The sequence below is a fragment of the Petrocella sp. FN5 genome (assembly GCF_029210395.1).
GTDB lineage: Bacteria > Bacillota > Clostridia > Lachnospirales > Vallitaleaceae > Petrocella.
The window spans coordinates 1-24,218 of the sequence record NZ_JARGDP010000019.1 but is presented as its reverse complement, the minus strand read 5'-3'; the positions used below and the strand labels follow the sequence as shown (position 1 = coordinate 24,218).

Below are 24,218 nucleotides of genomic sequence, written 5' to 3'. Positions count from 1 at the left end.
TAATTTCAAATTATAGTTTTACGCTTTAACCCGGTATTAAACGTGCTGTAAAATGCCTTAAGACCTTAGGTTCATACTCAAATGTTAAGCCCTTTAAAGTTCTAGCCCTCGTGTAAGTTTCTATAACCGCATCGGCTACCACATCCATATGCCTATTGGTATAGGTCCGTCTTGGTATGGTTAAGCGCATAAACTCAAAAGGTGACTCAAGTTGTTCATCTGTGTCAGGGTCTCTCCCTAAGAGGAAAGAGCCTATTTCTACAGCTCTAATACCTGCAATGAGATAAATTTCATTGCAAACCGCTTGTGCCGGAAATGCATGGTATGGTATATGAGGACATATTTTTTTACAATCCACAAAAACCGCATGCCCACCTGTTGGGTACTGAATTGGGACACCTGCAGTTCTTAACTGGTCACCTAAATAGGCGACTTGTGATATACGGTACGACAAATATTCCAAGTTAGTCCCTTCTTCAAGTCCAACCGCTAGAGCTTCCATGTCTCTACCGGACAAACCACCATATGTAGGGAAACCTTCAAGTGGTACACATAGAGACCTTGCTTTTGTATAAAGTGCTTCATCTTCGCGAATACCAATGAGACCACCCATGTTGACAAGGCCATCCTTCTTAGCACTCATCATAAAGCCATCTGCCAAAGCAAACATTTCTTTACATATTTCTTTTATGGTTTTATCCTGATAACCTTCTTCTCTTATCTTTATAAAATATGCATTTTCTGCATATCTGGCTGCATCCAGCATCACTTTGATGCCATATTCATCTGCTATTTCTTTAACTTTTCTAATATTTTCCATCGATACCGGTTGGCCGCCGGCTGAATTACATGTTACAGTAATAATGATGAGTGCTACCTGCTTTGCTCCTTTTTCCTCTATGGTTGTCTTTAGCAAGGTCAAATCAAAATTCCCTTTGAAATCATCATAAGTATCTGTATCAAAGGCCTTTGCATCTATTACATTTACGGCTCTAGCACCTGCAAGTTCCACATGTGCTTTAGTCGTATCAAAATGCATATTGCTTATAACATAATCACCCGAGTTCTTAACTAAGATTGGCAGCATGATTTGCTCTGCGCCTCTTCCTTGATGGGTTGGTATGATATATTTACATCCTGTAATCTCTTTTGCCACTGACTCTAATCTGTAAAAACTCCGACTACCGGCGTAAGACTCGTCTCCCATCATCATGGCTGACCACTGATGATCGCTCATAGCACCCGTTCCACTGTCTGTGAGTAAATGCTCTGAGAGAAAATGGGTTGTAACCAGCCTCTTTTAATCTAAGACTTCTATCTGCCTCAGATATGAGATGAATCGGTTCCACCATTTTAATCTTAAAAGGTTCTGCTGTTCTGATTTTCATTTTTGTATCCTCCTTAATTTATGAGATTGCTCTCTTTAGAAAATAAGAAAGGATTTTTTTAAAACATGCTCTCGGGTTTTCTTGCCCCATGTTTTGCAAATCGCAATTGCCGTCACTTTAGCTGTCCTCTTTATGTCATCGATACTAATGGGATGTTATCATTTTGCCCCAAAAAAGTCAAACCCTAAATAGACATATCATACTGATACACCTGGTTAGGATTCGACTTTTTCTAAAGGGTCTTTACTGATCTATTTGTTTCACCCATATATTCATAGATTCTATGTTACCTGCGATTTGAGTGTTGTTCCACAATGTACCACCATAATGATAGCCCAAACTGCTAAAGGTCATATTCATAGGCAGCGATTGGCTTCTAGCTATTGTATAGTAAGTTGAGATACCTTCCTGGGCCATCGCTTTTTCCATGGTTATAAGTAAAGCTTTCGCTAGTTTATGTCCTCGATAAGAAGGTAAAACAGCAAAATCGGTCATTTCAACATTCTTCTCTTTATGGTTGATTTCACATGTACTAAGGCCAATTAAGCCTTCTTGATCAAATACACCAAAATATTGACAATGTTCCATCATAGTTTTTCTAATATAATCAGGGTCATATATAGGGAAAGGATAGGTCTCAAAAACTTCTTCATAAACCTTAATCATTTGTCCAATATCTTCTTCACCCAAACGCCTAAAAGTATAGCTCGGCCACTTGAATCTATCCAGTTCTACCTTTTTTTCTTTTGCTTTATCAATCGTATCTAGAATTTTCGCCTTCTTGCGAACACCTCTTCGATCTGCTTTTAAATATTTGGCCATAAAAAGACAATGATTTGTGCCACTATAGTAGCCTTCAATTTCCCCTTCCTTTGAGAAACCTGCCCCTTGAAGTAGCTCTCTATCTATTTCCCGTGCTTTAATAATTATCTTTCCGTAGTCCTTTTCTTTACCCAGTTTTCGAACATAATCCAACATCATTTTTGCTTGTTCCGGGTCATAAGACATGACGTAAATACGGTCACTATAAGTGCCATGATGGATGGTGATGCCTTCTTTTTTTTCAATGGTATCTTTCATAGCCTCTACCTCCTATGCTTTGACATCTTCCGGCATGAAGGTCATGACGTCTGTATAATCCGACAACAACTGTTCGATACCTGTAGCTTCATAGGGACTATCCAAACTGGTTTTCATATGTAAGTTGCAATCCGCACAATTCAAATCACAGTCTCTGTGACCGTAATCTCTAGGTTCTGTATATGTGGTGATGACGCCTTCATAATTTCTTAGAATAATCTTATTGGTTGACCATGATATAAGATAATTCGGCATAATAGGAATCTTACCACCACCACCTGGTGCATCAATGACATACGTCGGTATAGCAAAACCACTTGTATGCCCTCGTAAACTTTCCATAATCTCAATGCCTCTGCCTACACTGGTGCGAAAATGCTCAAGTCCTTCTGATAAGTCACATTGATATAAGTAATAAGGCCTAATACGATTGGCTACCAACTTACGAACCAAAGCTTTCATAACTTGGGGACAATCATTAATATCTGAGAGAAGCACCGACTGGTTGCCTAAAGGTATTCCGGCTTCAACTAACTTGTCAATAGCTTTTATTGAGTCTTTAGTCAGTTCTTTTGGATGGTTGTAATGGGTGTTAATCCATAAGTTCTTGTGTTTTTTAAGTATATTTACCAAAGTTTCTGTTATCCTATAGGGTAATACCACCGGTGTTCTGGTTCCTATTCGAATGACCTCAACATGTTTTATACTTGAAAGCCTTTCTAATAAGCTTTCAATTAATTCATCCGGAAGCAAAAATGGATCCCCACCTGAGAGCAGTACATCTCGCACTTCTTTATGTTCTTCAATATAAGCGATACCACTTTCATAATCTTTAAGAGATGGACAGTAATCTGTATCACCGACTTTTCTTTTACGGGTACAATGACGACAGTACATAGCACATCGATTGCTTACATGAAATAAGACACGATCAGGATAACGATGGGTTAAACCTTCTACTGGACTGTCTTTATCCTCTCCCAAAGGATCTTCAATATCAGATGAGCATATATCCAGTTCTCGAACATCTGGGAAAGCTTGTCTTAATACCGGATCATTTATAAAATCTTTTTGGTCAATGAGTGAAAAATAATAGGGTGTAATAGAAAGTGGAAAAATATCAACGGTTTTTTCTAACTTATCCCTGTAATCTTCTCCAAATTCTTTACTAAAATCCGTTTTCAACAGCTTCTCAACTTCTTCTATGGATGTAATGGCATTTTTTAGTTGCCATTTCCAATCATACCAGTTTTCTCTTGAACTTTGGTTTTTTAGTGCCTTCATATGTTTCCTCCTTGGTTTTCATACCTTTTTACAAAAAAAATTAAAGATGACTGATGGTGTTGATCAAGCAGACAACTTAATTCTTAGGTTCTTGTTATGTACTTTCAAAAATAAAAAATACCCTAACTCTGTAATAGAGTTAGAGTACTTAAACTTCGCTTGCGCTCGTTTTATACCATTATATATAGTATAGGTCATGACCTTTTGATCCTAACCAAGTCCCAGTTCTAATTATAATTTTTCAAGCACGCTTTCACTTAGCAACACATTTACTTCAATCCACATACGATAGATGCACATATACGTAAAAAAGCTCATGCATTCAATACTCACGTCTTTACTTCATTTCATAACTATGACTAGTATAACAAATATTAATGATAACGTCAAATCTGGCTTAAATCATCATTGTAAAGACCGGTAATATTTTGGAAAACACTTGGATTTATGCTTTAAGCAAATCTCCTTAGCGTCCTTTACTTGCAACGGCAACTTTCCTTGTGATTGCTTATATACCTGCTTGTTTATTTTCTGAGCAAAACATCCGATCTTAGGTATTCCTATGGTATTGTTCATTTCTTTCCATGCTCTTTTTACCCCTTTGTCTTGAACCTTTCCAAAACTCATGGGTACAAAATCACAAGGGTACAAATCTCCCACTGCGCTAATATATGAATGCTGTGTTCCGGCGCCACAACCAAATTTTGCTTCACTTTCCGTGTAAGCAAAAGATGTTATTTTAGGTAAGTCTTTTCTTTTATTCGCTTTATGCTGGATCTTGATTGATTTTGCCCTAGAGTCTTCATCATATAATATTTCATCTAAATTTTTTTCATCTAAAAGACTACCGCTTAAAATAGGCTCCAATACTTTAACTTCATGAGCCCCATGTTTTTTTGCTAAGGCAAATAATTTAAACATCGCTTCCTCATTAATATGATCCTTTAGTATGACTGTTTGAGCAAATGTATATAGACCTGCTCTATTTGCGTTTTTTATGGCTTTCAGGGCAAAATCAAATGCATTTTTATCTTTTCTATTTCTATTATGAATCTCTTTATCGTGAGAATCTAAGCTAATTCCAATACCAAACAGACCGCTTTCTTTTAATGCTTTTGCTTTTTTATAAGTCAAGTTATAACCGCTGGTAAAGAGTATGGCTGTACTTCTCTGATCAATGGCCTGCACAATTTCCAAAATATCTTGTCTAATCAAGGGTTCTCCCCCTGTCAAGCCAATGATACAGGTTTTCATTGCTTGTAGATCCTTAATGATTGTCTTCCATTCCTGAGTTGTTAACTCTGCTTCATCTTCTCTATTTTTTGCACTGCAATATACACAATTATTGGGACATTTATGCGTTAAGGATAGATAACAAGAGATAGGACCGGACCTTTTTGCATAAGCTTGTTGGGTAAAAATGTTCTTCTTTTCTACTACTGCCATTAAATTCGTATAAAATGCTTCCGATGGAAAAGGGGGTAAAAATGTACTGATGATATATTGACGATTAAACTTAATGATCTTTTCACCTTTTTGCATGTTGTATAGTAACTTAATATATTTAACAAGGTTGAATTTTTTGTCTCCTTTGAGAATTTTATGTATTTTCAATAGATGCTTGATTACTTCTTTATCCAGACTCATTTTTATTAGAGTATTCATTTTAGTTATGTTCATGTTGTCCCCCTTGAGTTAAATATCCCATAAACAAATTTATGATTAATAATATACTTTCCATTGTCATATTTTAGCTTTTCTATTTCTTCGATTAATTGTTCTTTCACTTTATCATAATCCTTAAAAATCATTTTCGTTCCAGCCGTAACGCCGGTTTGATTGAGCCAGTCTAATAACGCTTCCCCAGTATCAAAGGGAAAAACGCTCTCACCTTCATGTAGTTCTAATGGATAGAACCCTTGTTGGTCAAACCATCGTTTTAATCCCTTTTCTCCGTTGGGTAAATTAAAAGCAATATTCATTGGTTTGTGTACCTCTTGAGGGTTTTTTTCCATTATCTTCAAAAATATTTTATCCATTTTATCCAGTGTCCCTTTACTATTGGCTATAACACCGATGACCCCGTCTTTTTTTAACACCCTCCTAAAGTTTTTTAATAATTTTTCATGTGAGAAATAGGGCAATGCCCATCCACATAAAATCAAATCAAATTGGTCTGTGGTATTTTCTAAAAAGGTCATCCCATCCATATGAATAAGTTTTACCCCTTGTAGGGATAAATCCTTGCATGCTTCCAACATTTTGTCGGATAGATCCACCGCTGTAATCTCACATGGTATAGATGATAATATTAATTTTCTGCTGATGTAGCCCGTACCACAAGCAAAATCCAAAACTTTTATTGGTTCGTTTTTGTTGGTTGTTTTTTCACATACATACTGAGGCTTTATAATATAATCTGTAAATCTACCCATTTTTTCAATCCAGCACGCATAGGTACCTGCAACATCATTATAGGATGTTTTATAATCAACAACATCCACGACCTCTTTTTTAATTATTTTATGAATCATGTTTATATAGAACTTACATTTATTAATCATTTTTTCTCCTGAAGAATATAATGCTAAAGTTAAGTCATTAACTTGATTGCTGTTGAATTGCTTTACACTTTCTCCTATACTACACCTATGATATTTGAGAATCCTTATTTATATATTAAAATAGGGTTAAAGCGTGAAAACCAAAGATTTCACCCTTTTCAACCTCAAATTGTAAGTTTTGAATGGCCTTTTTTTGTATAATTATTTTCTTGTTATCTTAAAGTATTACATAAGCGGTGAGAAAATTCTCAGAAATGCTCGTAAAGCGGTCTTTAACAAGGGTACTTTTTTCATGCAATCCAAGCTTACTCTTTGACAGTGGGTTATCGTTGTCACAAAGTCTTTCTTCATTTCATTAATGGTAGGTGTTCTCCATAACCACACACCACATTCAAAATGCAGGAACATGCTTCGATAATCTAGATTCACTGTACCAATTACCGCATACTCATCATCCACAACGATTGATTTTTCATGAATAAAGCCCGGTGTGTACTCATAGATTTGGATGCCCTCTTGGACAAGCATTTTATAATAAGAACGCGTGGTTTCGTGAACATACCACTTGTCCCCATGACCAGGTGTAATTATGATAACCTCAACACCAGATTTTGCTGATAAGGATAAGGCAGTGTATAAACCATGATCGATAATGAGGTAAGGTGTCTTAATATATATATACTTTTCAGCTCTATTAATAAGGTTCAGATATATATGGTTTCCTACTGGCTCTAAATCCAGAGGATTATCAGAAAAGGGTTGAACAAGTCCCGTTTCCGGAAGAATTTGGTCTCTAAGAGCAATAACGTTGAAATGATTATAATCTGATGTCCTATGATGTATATAGTCCCACATCGTCAAAAACATAACTGTAAGACTCCAGACGGCATCACCTTGTAATCTTATAGCCGCATCTTTCCAATGACCCCGCTTTTCTATTACATTAATATATTCATCTGCAATATTGCACCCGCCAGTATATCCGATTATGCCGTCGATAATTACAATCTTTCTATGGTTCCTGTTATTGTATTTAGAGCTCATTTTAAGCTTTAATGGGTTGAACACAGCTGTCTCTATACCTATAGCATTCAAATATGTATCATAGTTCGATGGTAGTGTCATTATACAACCAAAGTCATCATAACAGACCCGTACATCCACACCTTCATTAACCTTTTCAATAAGTATATCAAGAATGCCTTGCCACATTTTACCGGTAGCTATAATAAAGAATTCCAGAAAAATATACTTCTTAGCAGATCTAAGGTCATCTAGTAACACTTCATACATCTCTTCACCTGATGGAAAATAATGAGAATGTGTTTGAGAATAAGGGGGTGCAAAAGCATAATCTTTAATATAATGCGCCTGACTATAGGCTTTTGGATCATTCTCTCTTAAGTTGTTCATTATTTCTGTATTCAATGGCATATTTGCTTGGCTACTATCGGCAATAATGGCAAGCTTACTACGATCTTTTTTGCTGAGCCCATTGTTACCAAATAACCAATAGAATACAGCTCCAAAAACCGGGAGGGCAATTATTGGGATAATCCAAGCCATTTTATACGCGGGATTACTTTTTGAATTAATCAGCCATAAAACGATGATGAAGCTAAATAGTAACATCCCTCCATAAAAGATTGACGAATAATTATTAAATCGTGAGACAATCATAATTAATACAACAAGTTGTAGCAGCATAGCCATCACGAAAGTAACAATGCGATGTGTCAGTAGTTCAAAGAATTTCTTCATATGAGACCCCTTCAATATTGAATTCCCTAGTTTTATGAAAATATTATTTCATCTAATAGTCCTATTATAACCTTCATGAATATAATAGGAAAGTACCTATAAAATAAGTACTCTTTTTTGAGCATCTACTTTATAGGTACTGTTTTGGAACTTACTCTTGCTCAAGGGGCGCATTCAAGATAACAAGTGGAAACGTCAGTCTTGCTTTAAATAAATCACCATCAATTCCAATATCTAGGCTGGCACCCATAGCTTCTGACAAGCTTCTTGCAATGGATAAGCCTAAACCATTCCCTTCTGTGTGCCTTGATTTATCTCCTCTTACAAAACGCTCTGTTAATAACTCCGGTGCCATGTTAAGTGCTTCTTTTGAAATATTCTTAATTTCAATAGCCAACTGTGATAGATTTTCTTCTTTTATAAAGCTAATATAGACTCGAGTGTCATCGAGGGCATATTTGGCGACATTAGCCATTAGATTGTCCATAATACGATGTATCAAGCGTCCATCACCCTTAATTGAAAATGGCGGAACCGGCTCGTTCATCATCATAATTAAGTTCTTCTCTCCAAAGGCCTCTTCATACTCTCCAATCACCTGCTGTAGCAGAACATAGGGGTCAAGTGTTTCAAGAGCTACCTCAACATTACCACTTGAAGCTTTCGAAGCTTCCACCAACTGCTCTATCAAACTCTTTAATCGCAAAGATTTATCTTCTAGAATTTGTAAGTAATTCTTTCTTTCTTCCTCATTTATAGCTTCATTTTTTAATAAATCCACATAATTAATGATGGATGTTAAAGGATTCTTTAAATCATGGGTCACATTCGTAATTAACTCTGTTTTCATCCTCTCACCCTTCATTGCTTCCTCAAGGGCTTTTTCCATACCTATCTGTTGTTGATTAAGTTCTTCTCCCCATTGACGAAATTCTCTCGTCAGCTTCTTCGTTTCAAGCGGATAATTAATCTGTCCATGCACCCGCGCCTTAGTTGCATGCATCATAAGATTAAGTGTGCGAATTCTCTCATTCACAACTATGAGTACGATGACGTTAAATGCAATAAAAAAAGGTAGAGCTAATAAAATGGTTATACCTCTATTCAACCCTAGGAGAAAAAGAAGAAGAAAAAACATATTCATGCCGCCATAGGCCACGATTAGTAATAATAACCACGGTTTCAGTCTTCCCTTGCTTTTATCAAAGGTCATGGCGCCAATGAGCTTCATCAGTAACTGACTGATTAATAGTTCTTTAAAAAAGCCACCTCTTTTTATCCTTCTTACCGTTGATAAGTAACAGAAAAACCAAAATAACAAACTAATCTCCAGTGCTACAAGGATGGGTATTAGATCCATGAACTGATTCAAAGCATGCATGCTCTCACCAATGACATAGACCGGTATGATTGAAACACCTGCTAATATAACTTGAATTTCAAAAGGAACATGGTCATAAGGTCTCTTACGTCCATCTTCATCGCCTACAAAAATGGTAAAATATATCGTTCCGGATAAAATAATAAGTAGACCGATAATTAACCCAAGGGAATATTCATTTTGGTGTCTTTTAAAATCTGTAAAAGCTTTATAAGGCGCACCGAAATAGGTTGATAATGGATCTAGCTCCGGTTTTAATGCCACAACCAACTCATGTTGGCTTAATCCTAGTAGCCTCTGAATATCCTCATTTGTGCTATATGAGTAATAATTTTGTCCAAAACTTTGGTTGAAACTTGATTCAATCGATGCATAATCCCATTTCACATATACTGCACGACTTAGGATTGATCCTTGTTCCGTTTTTGGTACATTGCTGATGACCCGCTGAGTTGTTTTTGATACCAGCATGTAATCCAAATCTGATGCCTGTTTTAAGTTTTGTTCAATTCTTCTTAAACGTCTTACTTTTTCACTCTTTTCTTCCTCAGATATTTCAAGAGCAAGAATACTGGCTTCATCTGTTAAAATCAGTTCTTTTTCAACGATGTTATGTGCCAATCGTGTTAAATTGTTTTCAAATTCTTGTGTTTCATAAAAATGTTCACTTTGGTATGCATCCTGCATAATCGCAATATGATAAAAACCCCAGGTTGCCAAGAAAACTGCGCCTACCATCACCAATAAAACAACTGCTTTTGTTAACACATGTCTAAGTAATTTTTTCAACTTTATAGCCAATGCCCCATACCACCTTTACGTATTTTGGATTTTTAGGGTCAATCTCGATTTTTTCCCGTATACGGCGTATATGAACAGCTACAGTATTTTCGGCAGCAAATGCTGCTTCTTCCCATACCTGCTCATAGATTTCCGTTATAGAATAGACACGACCCATGTGACGCATCAACAGTTGTAGAATCCCAAGTTCTGTAGGTGTTAGATTCACTTGCTCGCCATCCACGAGGAGTACTTTGCATTCCATATCAAGCTCTAGTCCTCCCGTTTTCAAGATGTTTTGATGGCGGGGAACGCTTCCAAGATGGTTGTATCTTCTCAGTTGTGACTTCACCCTTGCTATCAACTCCAAAGGGTTGAAGGGCTTCGTCATATAATCATCCGCGCCAAAATTGAGTCCGATGATTTTGTCCGTGTCCTCTGACTTTGCTGATAATAGAATTATAGGACAATTCACCGTCTCACGAATTTTAAGTGTTGCCTTAAGACCATCCATCTTCGGCATCATGATATCCATAACTATTAACTGAATCTCATGTTCTTGCATCGCTTTTAGCGCTTCATAGCCATCATAAGCCTTTATAATGTCAAATCCTTCCTGGTCTAAGTAGATTGCAATCGCATCCACAATCTCCTTATCATCATCACAAACAAGTATCTTTATCTTCTCCACACACACTTACCTCTTCTTTCCTGTTGACTCATTCATAGTCTATACTACAAAATAGTCAAAGAACTTGCTATTTTTCTTACGATATTCTTAAATCAAAATTTTATAGTCCTATCCTATATTCTTATACTTTTTTTATTTATTCGTCTCATCGTCATGAATTGATACAACTTCTTCTAAGGGTACATTTGACCCAAGTATTTCTTGGACAAGTTCCGCATTAGCAGTAATAATACCATCAATATCAAACTGAAGTGCCTTTTTAATCTCTGCTTCACGGTTTAGCGTCCATACCCATATACCACGATCCATCTGACGTGCTTTTTTTGCAAATTCTTGACTTAACATATCCTTTTGAACTGTATAAAAATCAACATCAAGTAAATCAAGATTACCAATTGCATAATACATAATCTGACCGATTCTAATATCCGAGTTCAATAGCCTAATCTCACTTAGCACTTTGTAATTGAAAGATTGAATGTAGCTGGCTTCAACTGCATTTTTCTCTTCCAAGATTTCAACAATAAGTTTTGCCATTTCCGCTTCATACCCATAAGCTTTAATATCTATTAATATCAAAGCACGACCATCAATAAATGTTATTACATCTTCTAGTCGTGGTATTCTTTCATTCATATAATCTATAGAGATGCCACTACCAATATCAAGTTCTAACAACTCGCTGTAGGTCATTTCAGAAACGCGTTTGGATATTCCTGCCATTTTCCTAAGATTCAAGTCGTGATGTAAAACAACAACGTAATCCTTTGTTAATTGAACATCCAACTCTATTACATCCACTCCCAAATCTAATGCCAATGCTATTGCTGACAAAGAATTCTCTGGTGAATTTCCGATTTTTCCTCTGTGAGCCGCCACCGCAATATCTCTGCCTTTATATAATAAATCTTGATTTAGGGTATGACCCATATAAAATGATACTATGAGGCTTAATATTACTAAAAAAGCCGACAAATATCGACGTGGCTTTAGTTGATCTCTCAAATAACACTCTGCCCTAGACATTAGTGGCCACCTGATGGGTCTCAAAAAATCTTTGTAAATGGCACCATCTTTTCTTTTTACTTCATAATAAAGTCTGGTTAAAAACAAAATATTAACAGGAAAAATCAAAAGTGTGTAAATCCATAATAAAAAACCTGATAAAGTCGTTAAAATCTGGTTTATTTGATAGTTAGCGTCTGTATTAAGTCCTGTCAATAGAAAAGAAATAATGGCTAAAATGCCTGTCAACAAACCAAAAAGTATTAAGTTCAACATCAGTATTTTAAATATTATAGCCTTTTGTAGTTTTTTTGTTAGTTTTAAGCTGGACCGGATTGCCTGCCATGTGCTTTTTCCCGTCAATAGAATCTCATGGAAGACAAAAATACATCTCAGCAAAAAATAAGCTAAAAGGAAGACGACACCCCCATAAACAACTTTTATTAAATTGTATACCATAATGTTTTCGATGAAATATGTTGGTACCTTAATCTGGTTGAAAATTAAGGGCTTAACCGGAAGATTGACAAGCGGTATGACCACCAGAAACTGAAGTGTAAGCAAAAGGAAACCATAGCCTAAAATGCGAGGTAGCACATGAAATGTAGTCGCCATCGCCTCCGTAATTAGAATCGGTTTACTATAATATTTTTTATGAGCTATGACCGTTAATGTACCTAGTTCAATTAATATGAATACAACCGCCAGAATCATTAATGAAAATATTCCCAATGCATTTTTATAGTTTAGGAATATCTTGAAGATATCTCTATTAAGAAGTACCCCTGTTTTTGACACAATCAATAGACGGTTAAACAAATATGCCAACCCCGGTACAAACAAGTAGCTCGTTATCAATAGATAGCCCAATCCAAGAGCGATATATTTCCTCCATGAACGACGGAAATCCATTAAACTATTGATGATCATCAAGAACATTTATGTCACCTTCCAATGTAGTGAAACTTGGTTTTAATCCTATAACCTAACTACAAAATGATGCTCTGCTATAATATTAAACTAACCGATAAGAAAACCTGCAATTATAAACGTTAATACCATAAGCGGTGCTGGTACTTTCTTGGTCAGTAGCAACAAGACCGTCAGAAACGTAACGATAATGTTTTCCAAACTAAAACCACTTTGTTGCATTAAGACGATTGCAGCCACGCCAATCATGCCACCTGCCACAGCATTAATACCCTTTATAGAAACTTTAACACCTTTGATTTTCTTTAGATTTTCCCACACCGGATAGACAAAATAAATCAACAACAATCCTGGCAGAAATATACCTATACCACTGGCTATGGCACCGAGAATCTGAATCATGGGGCCACCCACTCTAGCCGCCATCCCTCCTGCATAAGCGCTAAAACTAAACATTGGTCCCGGCAAGCCTTGAACCAATCCATACCCAGTCAAGAATTCCTGATTGGTCATATACTGATTGACTTGTACAAGCTCACTATGCATAACAGGTACCACAACCTGCCCACCGCCAAAAACCAAATAGCCATAACGGTAAAAGCTTTCAAAAAGGTGCACAAGTAGATTGTCCCAAGTTAACGTCAAAACAATGCTGATTAGGGCAATCGAAGAAAATATAACCAAGTAAACCCATGGAGGGTTTAGTTTTACACGTTGCCATAGTTCTTTTTCTTTACTAACTATTACACTTATAATACCACCTATAATAAGTACAAGTGGAAAAATCCAAGGTGCCCTTATCAAATAGGTTACAATAGCACCAAACAAAAATATGACAAAAGTCATTTTATCTGTCACCACTTTTTTATTGATACGGTAAGCCGCCATCACGATAAAACCAACTGCCATCGGGCCGATGTAACGAAGACTGTCCTTATCCCAATTCATTTGTTCAAAAAACTGATATAAAAACGAAAGAAGTGTCATGAGGATCAGTACTGGAAGTGCCCAGACCAACATGGTTAATAGTGCTAAGAAAGGGCCACCGGTTTTATAGCCTATTGATACAATGGTCTGTGTACTGGTTGGCCCCGGTAAAATGCTACATAAGGCAATAAGCTCTATTAATTCTTCTTCACTCAGATAATGCTTTTTCACCACCATCTGGTCGATAAAAACACCCATATGGGCTTCAGGTCCGCCATATGCACCTAAGGAACAAACAAGCACATCTTTCAAAAACTCTTTTCGACGAATCGGTTCTCTTTCTTGAGGGTTTTTCATATGCCTTATCCTTTCTCTGTCAAATAACTTAACCAACTATTTTCCATAAATAATTTTTATCATTCTATAGAAATCAATAGGCTTACTGATATAGTCATCCATACCGGCTTCTATACATTTCTTTTGATCGCTTTCCATCGTATTGGCTGTCATGGCAATGATTTTTGCACGTCGTTTTCCATCTTCTATTTGTCTGATTCTTTTTGTAGCTTCATACCCATCCATTACAGGCATTTGACAATCCATAAAAATGATATCATAGGTTTTGTGAATGATGGCTTCCACCGCCTCCTTACCATGACAAACCAAATCACATACGAGGCTCTTAGATGCCAACATCTTCACAATTAACTTCTGATTGATTTTATTGTCTTCAACAACGAGAATCCTCGGTTGTTTCGTAGGAGAAATCATGACTTCACTTAATTCCAAAGTATCGTCCATATCCTTTTTACAGTCTTGGTCTCCCTCTTCTTTTATTGATTGAAGGATTATGTTGAAGGTAAATACCGTGCCTTTTCCATATTGACTATCTACCCGAATTTCTCCACCCATCATGGTGACCAACTCTCTTGAAATCGTCAAACCCAGCCCTGTACCACCATATTTTCTTGTTGTCGACACATCACTTTGACTAAAAGACTCAAAAAGTAGGTCCAAACTATCTGGCGCAATACCAATACCAGTATCCTCAACTTCAAAAGTTAAATGTATCTGCTCATCCTCATCCATAACACCTTCTATTCGAAGTTCAACTTGACCTTTATGGGTGAATTTTATGGCATTGCTTAATAAGTTATACAAAATCTGTCTAAGACGCATAGGATCTCCAATAACATGAGATGGTAAGCCACTTTGGATATAGATCAAGAGTTCAATCCCCTTTTCAACAGCGTTTGGTTTGAAAATGGAAACAGATTCTTTAACCATTTTTTCAAGACTAAAAGGTATATACTCTAACTGCAATTTTCCAGCCTCTATTTTTGAAAAATCAAGTATATCGTTGACAACATGAAGAAGCATATTGGAGGACACCTTCGCACCATCGATTAGTTCCTTTTGTTCTTCACTCATAGGATAGGCTTGTAAGAGTTGTAAAAATCCTAACATTCCATTAATAGGCGTTCTGATTTCGTGGGACATGTTCGCAAGAAACTTGCTTTTTGCTGAATTTGCCTCATCAGCTCTTTTTTTGGCTTTATCAAGCTTGTAGATCAATATTGAAAGAATAACTACAAAAATGAAAAACATGAAAATAGCTGATTTATAGTATAATTGCTTGACTTCTTCATTATGAATCTCTTCTGTCACATCTCTTATTCTTGAAACCAGTACATTTTCACCCTCTAGCATCATTGCATAAGAATTAACATGTACGTCTCTAATCTCTCCATTTGATAGTCTATGACGAAAATGGAAAAAATTCCGATTTTCCAAATATGCATGGTCCATTTCCTCATCTACTTCTTCCTCCGACAAAGTATTAATTGATTTGATATTCATGCCATCAATATTCTCGTACCCATAATAGATCTTGGCTCCTTTGCTGCTGGCTAGAATATCACCATTTTCTGGATTGATGATTAACATAATCGTCTCATATTCATTTAAAGAATCTATGGTGAAATAGATGGCTTCACCATAAATGGTCAAACCAGTAGGCGCAAAAAAGCACAGCACTAAAAGCAATCCTATACCTAATTTCATATTTATGAACATCTCTCTTATTATATGCCTTCTCATTGGTCTAATAACCCTCATTCAAGATACCCTCTTTGTCTGTTATTATCATCTGCTTATAGAAATTATACACTATAACAACCCTATCCTCAACCACCAACATTTTCAACATTTATCATCCCATCATTATACAAACCCATTCACATATGGTTTTCGACACCACGTCGGATATTGTCCTCATTCCCCGACGATATGTCGTATTAAAAGTTACCTGTTTGGATTAATAATTTTCATAAAAAAAATAAAGACTTGACAACTCTTACTAGTTAGTGATATATTGACTATATGATAAATACATTCTCTTATGGCGATGAAAATGATGTACATTTAAAATCAGTTGTGGCTTTATCAAGGACGTACTTAAGCTTCACTCGAACTTTACAAGTTTTTTTGAAGACTTATGGTTTAACTGTTCCTCAGTTTGGCGTTTTAGAATCCTTGTACCACCTTGGTCCTCTAAAAATCTGTGAATTGATCCATAAAAATCTTTCTACAAGCGGTAATATGACTGTGGTTATTCGGAACTTAGAAAAGGAAGGCTGGATTAAGAAAAGTCCGGATGATGAGGACAAACGCTCTTATAAAGTGTCCTTGACAGAGCAAGGCGCACAAATTATTGAAGAAGCTTTTTTAACACACCTTCATTATCTGAAAGATTTTTTTCATCGTCTAACCATGGACGAAAAGCAACAGTTACTTCAATTACTTAAGAAACTTAATGGCCTTTAATGGCCATTATCATTCAACATATATCACTAATTAGTAGTTTATGCTTAGTGATTTACTTAATAAGGAGGAAGACAAATGTTAAAAATAGGAATTATTATAGGAAGTACAAGACCAGGAAGAAATGCAAGTGCCGTTGCCAAGTGGGTCAATGACATTGCTGTCAAAAGAGAAGATGTGGCTTTTGAGTTGGTTGATATCGCCGACTATGACCTACCTTTACTGGACGAGCCATATCCACCGGCTATGGCCCAGTATACAAAGGACCATACTAAAAAATGGGCCGAGAAAATCAATTCACTTGATGGCTTCATATTTGTAACACCTGAGTATAACCATTCTATTTCAGCAGCCTTAAAGAATGCAATCGACTTTATCTATGCTGAATGGAACAATAAAGCTGCAGGCTTTGTCAGCTATGGCTCAGCCAGTGGCACCAGAGCTGTTGAGCACTTAAGACAAATTATGGCTGAACTTCAGATTGCTGATGTTCGTGACCAAGTCATGTTATCTCTGTTTACAGATTTTGAGAATTTCTCTGATTTTAAACCCGATTCACGACATGAGGAAAGTGTTCAAGCTATGCTGGATCAATTGATAGCATGGAGTGGTGCTTTAAAGGCAATACGTTAATATATTTCAAAAATATAAAGAGGTTCCTAGGATAACTTAGGAGCCTCTTTTGTCGTTAATGTCTGAATAGGACAGATCATACACCATGTTCTTGGTAAGTATAAGTAAGCCAATACACTACCGATTATGGTCGATGTTAACATCATGGAATAGATCCTGTACCCCAGGTGAATGATGGCACTGGGTGCCGCATACCTTAATAGCTGTGGTAATGAAAAAGGTATCTCAAACAAGATTAAAAAGCGAACATGATCGATAGGGTCTATACGTCCAAGACCAACCATAATGGTTGACATGGCTGCAAAAAATAGATTTATTCCAAAATAGTATAGAACCATTTGTTTTCCTTTTCCATTTTTAATCCAATTTGGAATTTTTTTCTTGAGACCGATTTTTCCAAAGATGACTTTAAACAAGCCTGCTCTGGGACAATAGTATTTACACCACATTCTATCCTTATATTTTAAGTATTGGTAAAAAGGTAATGTAAAACATATTAGACCAAATAAAGCTAAGCTAATATGTAAGATCCCTAATACAAAAAATACGATTGTTACAAAAAATAATTGATTCTGAATATTTTTCTTCATCTGTCAAAAAACCTTTCTTAAGGACTATTAATTTATATATGGTTTAAGGATCAAAACTAAGTTTCACTAAATTCACATAGAATGTTAGATTCCGTTGACACATTCTTAATTATATATGGTATGCGAAAGTTCAACTATAGAGTTTTGATGCTTTAGCCATATATCTAAATATATAAAATTAACGTTACTGAAATATACCATGAATCTCATTTTTTTGTCAACCCACATGCTATAGAAGTCCTAAAGAGACATGATATCGACACTGAAAATCTCCACCCGAAACATCTGAATCAATTTCTAAATGAGGATATCGATATTGTCATTAGCCTATGTGACAAGATGCATGAGCAATGTCCTACTTTTCCAAATAAACCCATCTATGCCCATTTCGGATTTAATGACCCGGCAGCCATGACTGGTACAGAGTCTGAGATTCAACAGGTTTTTAACAAAGTCTTTGCAGAAATCAGTAACCGAATTGATCTCTTGCTCGTTGTATTGAACAAGAATATTTCCAGAATGGACGTACAAACCGAACTTGATACCCATGCTACTAAGCCATCTGAATCCAGTAAGTAACTTAAGGCTTAAACTTCAGAACAAAGAGGCTATGCCTCGCTTTGCAAAGCAAATTGTTCCGGCAGGAAAGACTTCCTTGAGAAGAACAAATAAACATAAGATCAGCCACTATAATTAGTGGCTGATCTTATATTAACTTTCTGGATATGTCTTTTTAAGAAATATGATGGACTGCTTTATTAATTGAGTTCATACATTAGTAGCTTTCACCACTGTCTAAATCAAACTGCCAGATGATGCCGAATTTATCTTCTACACTACCAAAACATTTGCTCCAGAAAGTCTCTCCCAGTTCCATATCAACACGTCCTTCTTCTTTTAACTGATCAAAGGCATCTCGAATTTCTGTCTCATCATCTGTTATCATCGTCAAACTTATATTATTACCAACAACAAGGGGCATACCAGGAAAAACATCAGAAAACATAATTGTACTGCCGCTAATCTCTAAGCTCGTATGTAGTACCCAATTTTTCATTTCTTCAGATACAATAAAATCCGGATCCGGCGGCATTTCATCATAGGTCATAATTTCAGGTTCTTTTGTCTTGAACACTTTTGCATAAAACTCTACCGCTTCACGGCAATTACCATTAAAATTAACATACGCTTGTATCGCCATATCTTCATCTCCTATCTTGCCATCATCACAGATGGCGCTTGAGCATTTAACCATTATTAATTATAGAACGATTATGTTACAGTTTCAATACAATCCATAAAATTTGAGAACCTATTTATTTTTTCATCGTCATAATTTATGTATTAGGCCTAAAAGGGAAAGTAGCGCTTTCCAAATAAATAATATATAAAGGAGCATCTTATGAAAAAAATCAGTACACTTTTATTACTTATCACATGCATGAGTCTTGGAACCATTACAAGTGCATTTGCCCAGTCTCATCCTAACAATGAAACACCAATATCGGTTGCTACCGAAATACAAGTTATTGAGGGCATCACGATGATACCCCTAAGAAAAACCCTTGAGGCTTTTGGTTATCAGTTCATTTGGCATGAAGCTAGCAAACGTGTGGATTTATCAAAAGGTCCCTTATGGACCTCCATCGCTATTGGTGAAAATGCCTATTTTAGGCAAAAAATGGCACCTTGGGCTCTAAGTCGTGCACCTATTATTTTAGATGGACATACATGGGTGCCAATAGAATTTCTATCTGAAATTACAAGTTTAGGCATTGAAATAGAAAATGAAACCCTAAAAGTGACCCAATCAGAGCCTACTTTTCATGAAGGTTTCATAAAGGAGATCACTTCTGATGATCAGGGCAACTTAAGCTTTTCAATAGTCCAAGATCTTGAAGAGAAAGACTATGCCAATCGTATTGTCATTCACACTTCAGAAAAGACCACAATCTTCCAAGTCGACATTCAAGAAAATGATACTGTTAAAGTCATCTCTCCAAATTTCTCCACTTTAAGTTTACCCCCTCAAACCCCTGGTTATATCATTTACTAAATCAATCTTATAACATGGCTCAAAGGTTGAAACTACGTGTTCTTGATGCTCTCATACACATATATGAAAGCTTAGGCACGTAGTTTTTATACCCAAATATATGGTTATAGGGTCAAAACTAATTACTAAGAATATAATCGGTCAAACTAACTGGCTCCCACTGGGTTCCAACAGGGGCGTTATTTGCATATAAAGTCATTACATCTTTTTCATCTATTACAATCTTAAGCTGAAAATTCATTTCTCTTGGCGCTAAATACTCATCGTACATCAATTGATAATTAACATTCCCTTGTTCTTTGGCTTCTTTGATATAGCCTACTGTATCTGGGTCTCGATCATAGTTTTTTTGAATGAGCTTATAAAAGAATAATACTTCAAGGTGGTCCCCTATTTTCTCTTCTTCATAGCCGGTAATCTCATGATTTAATAGCTCATAATAAGGTGAAAAAGCTTCTATGCTTTCCTCCCACATATACCCACTTATTTGTTCATATACTGTCTCTTCTTTGTCTGTTTCGTTTATTTCGTCTATTTCTTCTTTATCTATTTCTCCGATCTCCTCATTGACTGTTTTTTCCCTTTCAATCATCAGTGCATTTTCAATGGCTTTAAGATAAGCTTTTGTTGTATAGGTAGCGCCTGAAACAGCGTCTACATCCAACGATTGTTCTGATAATATCTTATCCTTAATTTCTAGTATAAGTGCTTCATTGCTGCTTAGTACAGGTTTTGTGACCTTTATGTCTCTTATTTTTTTATCTTTAATTTCGACCGTAAGTTCATTGGAAAATCGACCGTTCTCATATTTCCCATAATAGTTTCCATCGTCAAGATTTTCTAAATCAAATTCATCAAGTTCAACCGCTTTAATAGCTGACAAATCTTTCGTAGCCCATATTATTGACATTAATACAAGAACACCTACCAATATAAAAAACCATTTAATAACACGCTTCATTATTAATCCTCCTGCAATTCTCATTCTATAAATATATGGTTAAAGGGTCAAAATTCCATTTCTTCTAACCAAATCGCTAACGCTTTATCCCTGTCATCATCCATATCAAATTCTTTTTGTGCGACTTAGATATATTAACGCCCGCTCTAAGATCAAGAAATACATTATAAGCTTCTACATTATTCTCCTTGAAATCAAAGTTTGTCTTGGCGGTTTTTCCACCATAGGTGATATCTTGATATATACCACTGACCGTAAACCTTAGTTTTAATACATCCCATTCTCAACTTTCAGTTCTTGATTCATCATTAACATCACTTTTGATATAATATTAACATGCCATCTTTAGAAGCAAATGTGGGAATGCTTAAATAATGATTAGATTTTAGGTTAAAGACCTTATTCATCTGCATCTAAGTACTTCTCATCGATTTGTTTTTGCTTTTTCTTATTAATCATATATAGTAATTGGAACACAATAAACGATAGCAAGGCCCCAAAAGCAAAGGTTATCAATGTCGTTATTGCTAAGCCACCAATGCCTCCCATTTGTTCTACGCCATGATTTATGACATTAAATGTCGTTGAGATCGCAGCAATGGCCAAACCGGATACAAGACTATGTATCATAACAAGTGTTTGTCCGCTGAGATCAACACTATAAGTACCACTACCTACGATAATGTTTCTGCCCTCTACATAAATTGCTGATACCATGAGAAGGATGAACTCTGCTGCATACTGAGAAAATGGTGCATTAAACATAATTTTTTGTAGTAATATCGAGATCAGTAGCCCCACAAATAAGACCCCAAATGCATCACTTTGTATTTTTCTTCTTAAGGATATAATCCTTTCGTCTTGAATGTTTGTTTTTTTCATTTTTATTCCTCCCAAAATAAATCATTTAGTGTTTTACCCAATGCTTTGCAAATTGCGATACAAAGATTAAGTGTTGGGTTATAGTCACCAGCTTCTATGAGTCCAATTGTTTGTCTTGTTACACCAACTTTTTTTGCCAGATCTTCTTGTTTCATATCCCATTCCATTCGAGCTATTTTCATGCGTTTATTTTTCATAACAAGCCTCCTTTACATTACATATTGTACTATATATGTTTCACAATGTAAAGTATATATTGCATTTAGTGGCAAAAATAATCGAAAAATCGTATTCATACATAAGAGGACAGCCAGAAGTTCCTAAGATTAACCAACTTGGTCATCACGCCTATAATAATTAATAATTGGAAGTATGTTTTTTCTGTTTGTAAAGTCCAAAGGGTAATCAAAGGCAGCCAGCATACCTTTTTCGTCTGCGGTACGTTCACCTTCTTTCTTCTTCATAATACCTCTTTTCATCATAGACATAAGCATCTTATCTATTGGATTTAACCGATCGTAGTTAAAGCCACCTCTCATGAAAAAAATCTTAACCATGGACCTTTCTTCTTCTCCTACATTTTTTTCTGTTAACATCTTTTCAAGACCAGCTACTGGGGGTGTCGCACCAACTGCAAAAACCAGAAGCTTTTTGGTTTTTGAAAAGTCCAATTTCTTTTTGATGTTCTTTAGTCCCAGTATTCCCGAAGCGTGTAGACTACCCCCAAATATAATCGTATCAAATTGGGACAAGTCGAGTGACATTGCCGATTTGTAATCATAGGATTGAAATCCCAGTTCCTCAGCAATCCAATCTGCATATTTCTTTGTGTAACCTGTTCTTGATTTGTAAATAATTATTGTACCCATAAAACCCTCTCTTTCCGCTCTAAAATACAAGCATGGTTAAAGGGTCAAAACTAAGATTCACTAAATTCACATACAATATATAGATTACGTTGATACGTTCGTAACTATATATTGTATGTGAAAGTTCAACTATATAGTTTTGACACCTTAACCAAGTATTTAATTAAACATTATTCTTCTTAATAATCAGACAAACTGCAATTCGTAACTTTGGTTATAATATTAACACACCAATTTTAAAGGGAACGGTGTAAATACTTAAATCTTGATTAGAAAAAAATACACCTAAAAGCATGAACCGCTCTTAAGTGCATTTTGTCAAATGGCTTAGTTTATGATTATAATATTACACACATTCATCATGATGCTGATGTTCGTGACAAATTGAGCCGGTTGACTTAAGTGCGCCTTGTAAATAGGCTTCTGCAACCGCTCTGGCACTGCCTCTTGCACCGACTACAACTTCAATACCTTTTTCATTGAAAATATCCACAGCACCACCACCCATGCCGCCAGATATAATGACATTGACACCCAGATCATTTAAAAAATTGGGAAGAAAACCTGGTTTATGTCCAGGATTAGGTATGGATTCCGTCTTAACAATCTGATTGCCCTCCACATCAAAAATGTTGAAATTAATACAATGTCCAAAATGTTCCGTTACCACGTCTTTTTCACTTGCAATCGCAATCTTAATCATTTTGTTCTCCTTTTATATTCTTATTTTTAGTTATCTTTCAGATTCAAAAAGTAGTGCCCTGGTCTTTTGATAAATAACCCTAACAGCTCTACCGGAATCACATTCAACATCCACAATGGTTTGTCCCATATTAATCGCTTTTACCGCTTCCGAATCGTAGGGAATATTGCCAATAAAAGATAGACCTTTTTTTTTGCAAAAGTCTTGTATTTTTTCTGTATTTTCTAGGTTCGTATTATATTTATTGATACATACAGCTGTTTTTATTCCAAATTTTCCAACGGTTTTTATGATGCGCTCCATATCACTGATACCGGATATAGAAGGTTCAGTTACAATGAGCACCATATCCACCCCACTAAGGGAAGCTATAACTGGACAACCAATCCCTGGGGAACCGTCAATGATAGCTAGATCTGTGTCCACGTCGATTGACTTCATTTGTTTTTTTACTTTTGTAACCAACATACCTGAAGTGCCACTACCCATTTTTAGTTGTGCTGTAGAAAATACACTGGCATCTTGGGTGTATAGCATTAAGGCACCTGCCACAGCCGGCTTCATGGTTATAGCCGCCGCCGGACACACCATCTCACAAACGCTACACCCTTCGCAAGCAAAAGCATCCACATGGTAACCGTCCTCAACATAAATCGCATCGAAACGACAGTTTTGCCTGCAACGATCACACTCAATACATAAGTCTTGATCGAATTCTGCTTTGGGCAAGCCATAATAATCTGTTACAAGCGGATCATATCTTTGTCCTGTTATGAGGTGAAGGTTAGGTGCATCGACATCACAATCCCCGTAGGCTTTCGCCTCTGAAAGTCTAATGAATGCACTTGCTATGGTGGTTTTTCCTGTACCACCTTTACCGCTTAGAATGAGAAGTTCTTTCATAATCCAC

24 protein-coding genes are annotated in these 24,218 nt (G+C 36.1%); 4 read left to right on the top strand and 20 right to left on the bottom strand.

Annotated features, from left to right (window positions below; genetic code table 11):
• Nucleotides 1-25: 25 nt before the first annotated feature.
• The 12 genes from P0N36_RS06875 to P0N36_RS06825 form a co-directional block, all read right to left on the bottom strand.
• On the bottom strand, nucleotides 26-1,237 hold the full coding sequence (locus tag P0N36_RS06875; RefSeq protein WP_330683983.1) for a tryptophanase: 1,212 nt from the start codon (nucleotides 1,235-1,237) through the stop codon (nucleotides 26-28).
• Nucleotides 1,182-1,388, bottom strand: coding sequence for a hypothetical protein (locus tag P0N36_RS15625; protein WP_330683982.1), 207 nt, complete (start codon nucleotides 1,386-1,388; stop codon nucleotides 1,182-1,184). The genes P0N36_RS06875 and P0N36_RS15625 overlap by 56 nt, the downstream gene beginning before the upstream one ends.
• Nucleotides 1,389-1,631: 243 nt before the next feature.
• Nucleotides 1,632-2,468 (bottom strand): putative beta-lysine N-acetyltransferase, encoded by an 837-nt coding sequence (gene ablB, locus P0N36_RS06870; protein WP_275842105.1) that lies wholly within the window; start codon nucleotides 2,466-2,468, stop codon nucleotides 1,632-1,634.
• A gap of 12 nt (nucleotides 2,469-2,480) precedes the next feature.
• Nucleotides 2,481-3,752, bottom strand: coding sequence for a lysine 2,3-aminomutase (gene ablA / locus P0N36_RS06865; protein WP_275842104.1), 1,272 nt, complete (start codon nucleotides 3,750-3,752; stop codon nucleotides 2,481-2,483).
• A 405-nt stretch (nucleotides 3,753-4,157) separates the two neighbouring features.
• Nucleotides 4,158-5,432 carry a radical SAM/SPASM domain-containing protein gene (locus P0N36_RS06860; RefSeq protein WP_275842103.1) on the bottom strand — a complete coding sequence of 425 codons (1,275 nt, stop codon included), beginning with the start codon at nucleotides 5,430-5,432 and terminating at the stop codon, nucleotides 4,158-4,160.
• On the bottom strand, nucleotides 5,429-6,316 hold the full coding sequence (locus P0N36_RS06855) for a class I SAM-dependent methyltransferase (protein ID WP_275842102.1): 888 nt from the start codon (nucleotides 6,314-6,316) through the stop codon (nucleotides 5,429-5,431). The genes P0N36_RS06860 and P0N36_RS06855 overlap by 4 nt, the downstream gene beginning before the upstream one ends.
• A 225-nt stretch (nucleotides 6,317-6,541) precedes the next feature.
• On the bottom strand, nucleotides 6,542-8,077 hold the full coding sequence (cls, locus tag P0N36_RS06850; RefSeq protein WP_275842101.1) for a cardiolipin synthase: 1,536 nt from the start codon (nucleotides 8,075-8,077) through the stop codon (nucleotides 6,542-6,544).
• Between the two features lie 151 nt (nucleotides 8,078-8,228).
• Entirely contained in the window at nucleotides 8,229-10,259 is a 2,031-nt protein-coding gene (locus tag P0N36_RS06845; RefSeq protein ID WP_275842100.1) for a sensor histidine kinase, read from the bottom strand.
• On the bottom strand, nucleotides 10,231-10,929 hold the full coding sequence (locus tag P0N36_RS06840) for a response regulator transcription factor (RefSeq protein WP_275842099.1): 699 nt from the start codon (nucleotides 10,927-10,929) through the stop codon (nucleotides 10,231-10,233). Before P0N36_RS06840 ends, P0N36_RS06845 begins: the two co-directional genes overlap by 29 nt.
• A gap of 132 nt (nucleotides 10,930-11,061) precedes the next feature.
• Nucleotides 11,062-12,873: a glycerophosphoryl diester phosphodiesterase membrane domain-containing protein gene (locus tag P0N36_RS06835; protein WP_275842098.1), complete on the bottom strand. Its 1,812-nt coding sequence runs from the start codon at nucleotides 12,871-12,873 to the stop codon at nucleotides 11,062-11,064.
• Between the two features lie 81 nt (nucleotides 12,874-12,954).
• On the bottom strand, nucleotides 12,955-14,148 hold the full coding sequence (gene chrA, locus P0N36_RS06830; RefSeq protein WP_275842097.1) for a chromate efflux transporter: 1,194 nt from the start codon (nucleotides 14,146-14,148) through the stop codon (nucleotides 12,955-12,957).
• Nucleotides 14,149-14,184: 36 nt separating this feature from the next.
• Complete coding sequence (locus tag P0N36_RS06825; protein ID WP_275842096.1) at nucleotides 14,185-15,855, bottom strand: ATP-binding protein; 1,671 nt, start codon at nucleotides 15,853-15,855, stop codon at nucleotides 14,185-14,187.
• A 318-nt stretch (nucleotides 15,856-16,173) separates the two neighbouring features.
• Between P0N36_RS06825 and P0N36_RS06820 the strand changes: the two genes are divergently transcribed.
• The gene (locus P0N36_RS06820) at nucleotides 16,174-16,617 is read left to right on the top strand and encodes a MarR family transcriptional regulator (protein ID WP_275842095.1); all 444 of its coding nucleotides are present in this window, start codon (nucleotides 16,174-16,176) and stop codon (nucleotides 16,615-16,617) included.
• Between the two features lie 75 nt (nucleotides 16,618-16,692).
• Nucleotides 16,693-17,247 (top strand): NADPH-dependent FMN reductase, encoded by a 555-nt coding sequence (locus tag P0N36_RS06815; RefSeq protein WP_275842094.1) that lies wholly within the window; start codon nucleotides 16,693-16,695, stop codon nucleotides 17,245-17,247.
• A gap of 26 nt (nucleotides 17,248-17,273) precedes the next feature.
• Here the strand turns inward: P0N36_RS06815 and P0N36_RS06810 are convergent, their stop codons facing one another.
• On the bottom strand, nucleotides 17,274-17,696 hold the full coding sequence (locus tag P0N36_RS06810) for a hypothetical protein (protein WP_275842093.1): 423 nt from the start codon (nucleotides 17,694-17,696) through the stop codon (nucleotides 17,274-17,276).
• 309 nt (nucleotides 17,697-18,005) lie between these two features.
• Here P0N36_RS06810 and P0N36_RS06805 point away from each other — a divergent pair, with 309 nt between their 5' ends.
• A complete protein-coding gene (locus tag P0N36_RS06805) occupies nucleotides 18,006-18,416 on the top strand; it encodes an arsenate reductase ArsC (RefSeq protein WP_330683984.1) in 411 nt (136 codons plus the stop codon).
• Between the two features lie 196 nt (nucleotides 18,417-18,612).
• On the opposite strand, the gene P0N36_RS06800 is transcribed toward P0N36_RS06805, so the two are convergent.
• Entirely contained in the window at nucleotides 18,613-19,038 is a 426-nt protein-coding gene (locus P0N36_RS06800) for a VOC family protein (protein ID WP_275842092.1), read from the bottom strand.
• 201 nt (nucleotides 19,039-19,239) lie between these two features.
• Between P0N36_RS06800 and P0N36_RS06795 the strand changes: the two genes are divergently transcribed.
• Nucleotides 19,240-19,893: a copper amine oxidase N-terminal domain-containing protein gene (locus P0N36_RS06795; RefSeq protein ID WP_275842091.1), complete on the top strand. Its 654-nt coding sequence runs from the start codon at nucleotides 19,240-19,242 to the stop codon at nucleotides 19,891-19,893.
• A 118-nt stretch (nucleotides 19,894-20,011) separates the two neighbouring features.
• Here the strand turns inward: P0N36_RS06795 and P0N36_RS06790 are convergent, their stop codons facing one another.
• From P0N36_RS06790 to P0N36_RS06765, 6 genes are all read right to left on the bottom strand, one after another.
• Complete coding sequence (locus P0N36_RS06790; RefSeq protein WP_275842090.1) at nucleotides 20,012-20,854, bottom strand: FMN-binding protein; 843 nt, start codon at nucleotides 20,852-20,854, stop codon at nucleotides 20,012-20,014.
• A 399-nt stretch (nucleotides 20,855-21,253) separates the two neighbouring features.
• Entirely contained in the window at nucleotides 21,254-21,736 is a 483-nt protein-coding gene (locus P0N36_RS06785) for a DUF6773 family protein (protein WP_275842089.1), read from the bottom strand.
• Nucleotides 21,737-21,738: 2 nt separating this feature from the next.
• On the bottom strand, nucleotides 21,739-21,933 hold the full coding sequence (locus tag P0N36_RS06780; RefSeq protein ID WP_125137548.1) for a helix-turn-helix transcriptional regulator: 195 nt from the start codon (nucleotides 21,931-21,933) through the stop codon (nucleotides 21,739-21,741).
• A 129-nt stretch (nucleotides 21,934-22,062) separates the two neighbouring features.
• A complete protein-coding gene (locus P0N36_RS06775) occupies nucleotides 22,063-22,605 on the bottom strand; it encodes a flavodoxin domain-containing protein (RefSeq protein ID WP_275842088.1) in 543 nt (180 codons plus the stop codon).
• Nucleotides 22,606-22,951: 346 nt separating this feature from the next.
• Nucleotides 22,952-23,308, bottom strand: coding sequence for a NifB/NifX family molybdenum-iron cluster-binding protein (locus P0N36_RS06770; protein ID WP_125137546.1), 357 nt, complete (start codon nucleotides 23,306-23,308; stop codon nucleotides 22,952-22,954).
• 30 nt (nucleotides 23,309-23,338) lie between these two features.
• The coding region (locus tag P0N36_RS06765) for an ATP-binding protein (RefSeq protein WP_330683981.1) at nucleotides 23,339-24,218 on the bottom strand (880 nt) is incomplete at its 5' end.

Excerpts from the sequence above, each read along its gene's own strand:
- P0N36_RS06875 (WP_330683983.1), bottom strand. The coding sequence starts at position 1,237 with ATGAGCGATCATCAGTGGTCAGCCATGATGATGGGAGACGAGTCTTAC.
- P0N36_RS15625 (WP_330683982.1), bottom strand. The coding sequence starts at position 1,388 with ATGAAAATCAGAACAGCAGAACCTTTTAAGATTAAAATGGTGGAACCG.
- ablB (WP_275842105.1), bottom strand. The coding sequence starts at position 2,468 with ATGAAAGATACCATTGAAAAAAAAGAAGGCATCACCATCCATCATGGC.
- ablA (WP_275842104.1), bottom strand. The coding sequence starts at position 3,752 with ATGAAGGCACTAAAAAACCAAAGTTCAAGAGAAAACTGGTATGATTGG.
- P0N36_RS06860 (WP_275842103.1), bottom strand. The coding sequence starts at position 5,432 with ATGAACATAACTAAAATGAATACTCTAATAAAAATGAGTCTGGATAAA.
- P0N36_RS06855 (WP_275842102.1), bottom strand. The coding sequence starts at position 6,316 with ATGATTAATAAATGTAAGTTCTATATAAACATGATTCATAAAATAATT.
- cls (WP_275842101.1), bottom strand. The coding sequence starts at position 8,077 with ATGAAGAAATTCTTTGAACTACTGACACATCGCATTGTTACTTTCGTG.
- P0N36_RS06835 (WP_275842098.1), bottom strand. The coding sequence starts at position 12,873 with ATGTTCTTGATGATCATCAATAGTTTAATGGATTTCCGTCGTTCATGG.
- chrA (WP_275842097.1), bottom strand. The coding sequence starts at position 14,148 with ATGAAAAACCCTCAAGAAAGAGAACCGATTCGTCGAAAAGAGTTTTTG.
- P0N36_RS06825 (WP_275842096.1), bottom strand. The coding sequence starts at position 15,855 with ATGAAATTAGGTATAGGATTGCTTTTAGTGCTGTGCTTTTTTGCGCCT.
- P0N36_RS06820 (WP_275842095.1), top strand. The coding sequence starts at position 16,174 with ATGATAAATACATTCTCTTATGGCGATGAAAATGATGTACATTTAAAA.
- P0N36_RS06815 (WP_275842094.1), top strand. The coding sequence starts at position 16,693 with ATGTTAAAAATAGGAATTATTATAGGAAGTACAAGACCAGGAAGAAAT.
- P0N36_RS06810 (WP_275842093.1), bottom strand. The coding sequence starts at position 17,696 with ATGTGGTGTAAATACTATTGTCCCAGAGCAGGCTTGTTTAAAGTCATC.
- P0N36_RS06800 (WP_275842092.1), bottom strand. The coding sequence starts at position 19,038 with ATGGCGATACAAGCGTATGTTAATTTTAATGGTAATTGCCGTGAAGCG.
- P0N36_RS06795 (WP_275842091.1), top strand. The coding sequence starts at position 19,240 with ATGAAAAAAATCAGTACACTTTTATTACTTATCACATGCATGAGTCTT.
- P0N36_RS06790 (WP_275842090.1), bottom strand. The coding sequence starts at position 20,854 with ATGAAGCGTGTTATTAAATGGTTTTTTATATTGGTAGGTGTTCTTGTA.
- P0N36_RS06785 (WP_275842089.1), bottom strand. The coding sequence starts at position 21,736 with ATGAAAAAAACAAACATTCAAGACGAAAGGATTATATCCTTAAGAAGA.
- P0N36_RS06780 (WP_125137548.1), bottom strand. The coding sequence starts at position 21,933 with ATGAAAAATAAACGCATGAAAATAGCTCGAATGGAATGGGATATGAAA.
- P0N36_RS06775 (WP_275842088.1), bottom strand. The coding sequence starts at position 22,605 with ATGGGTACAATAATTATTTACAAATCAAGAACAGGTTACACAAAGAAA.
- P0N36_RS06770 (WP_125137546.1), bottom strand. The coding sequence starts at position 23,308 with ATGATTAAGATTGCGATTGCAAGTGAAAAAGACGTGGTAACGGAACAT.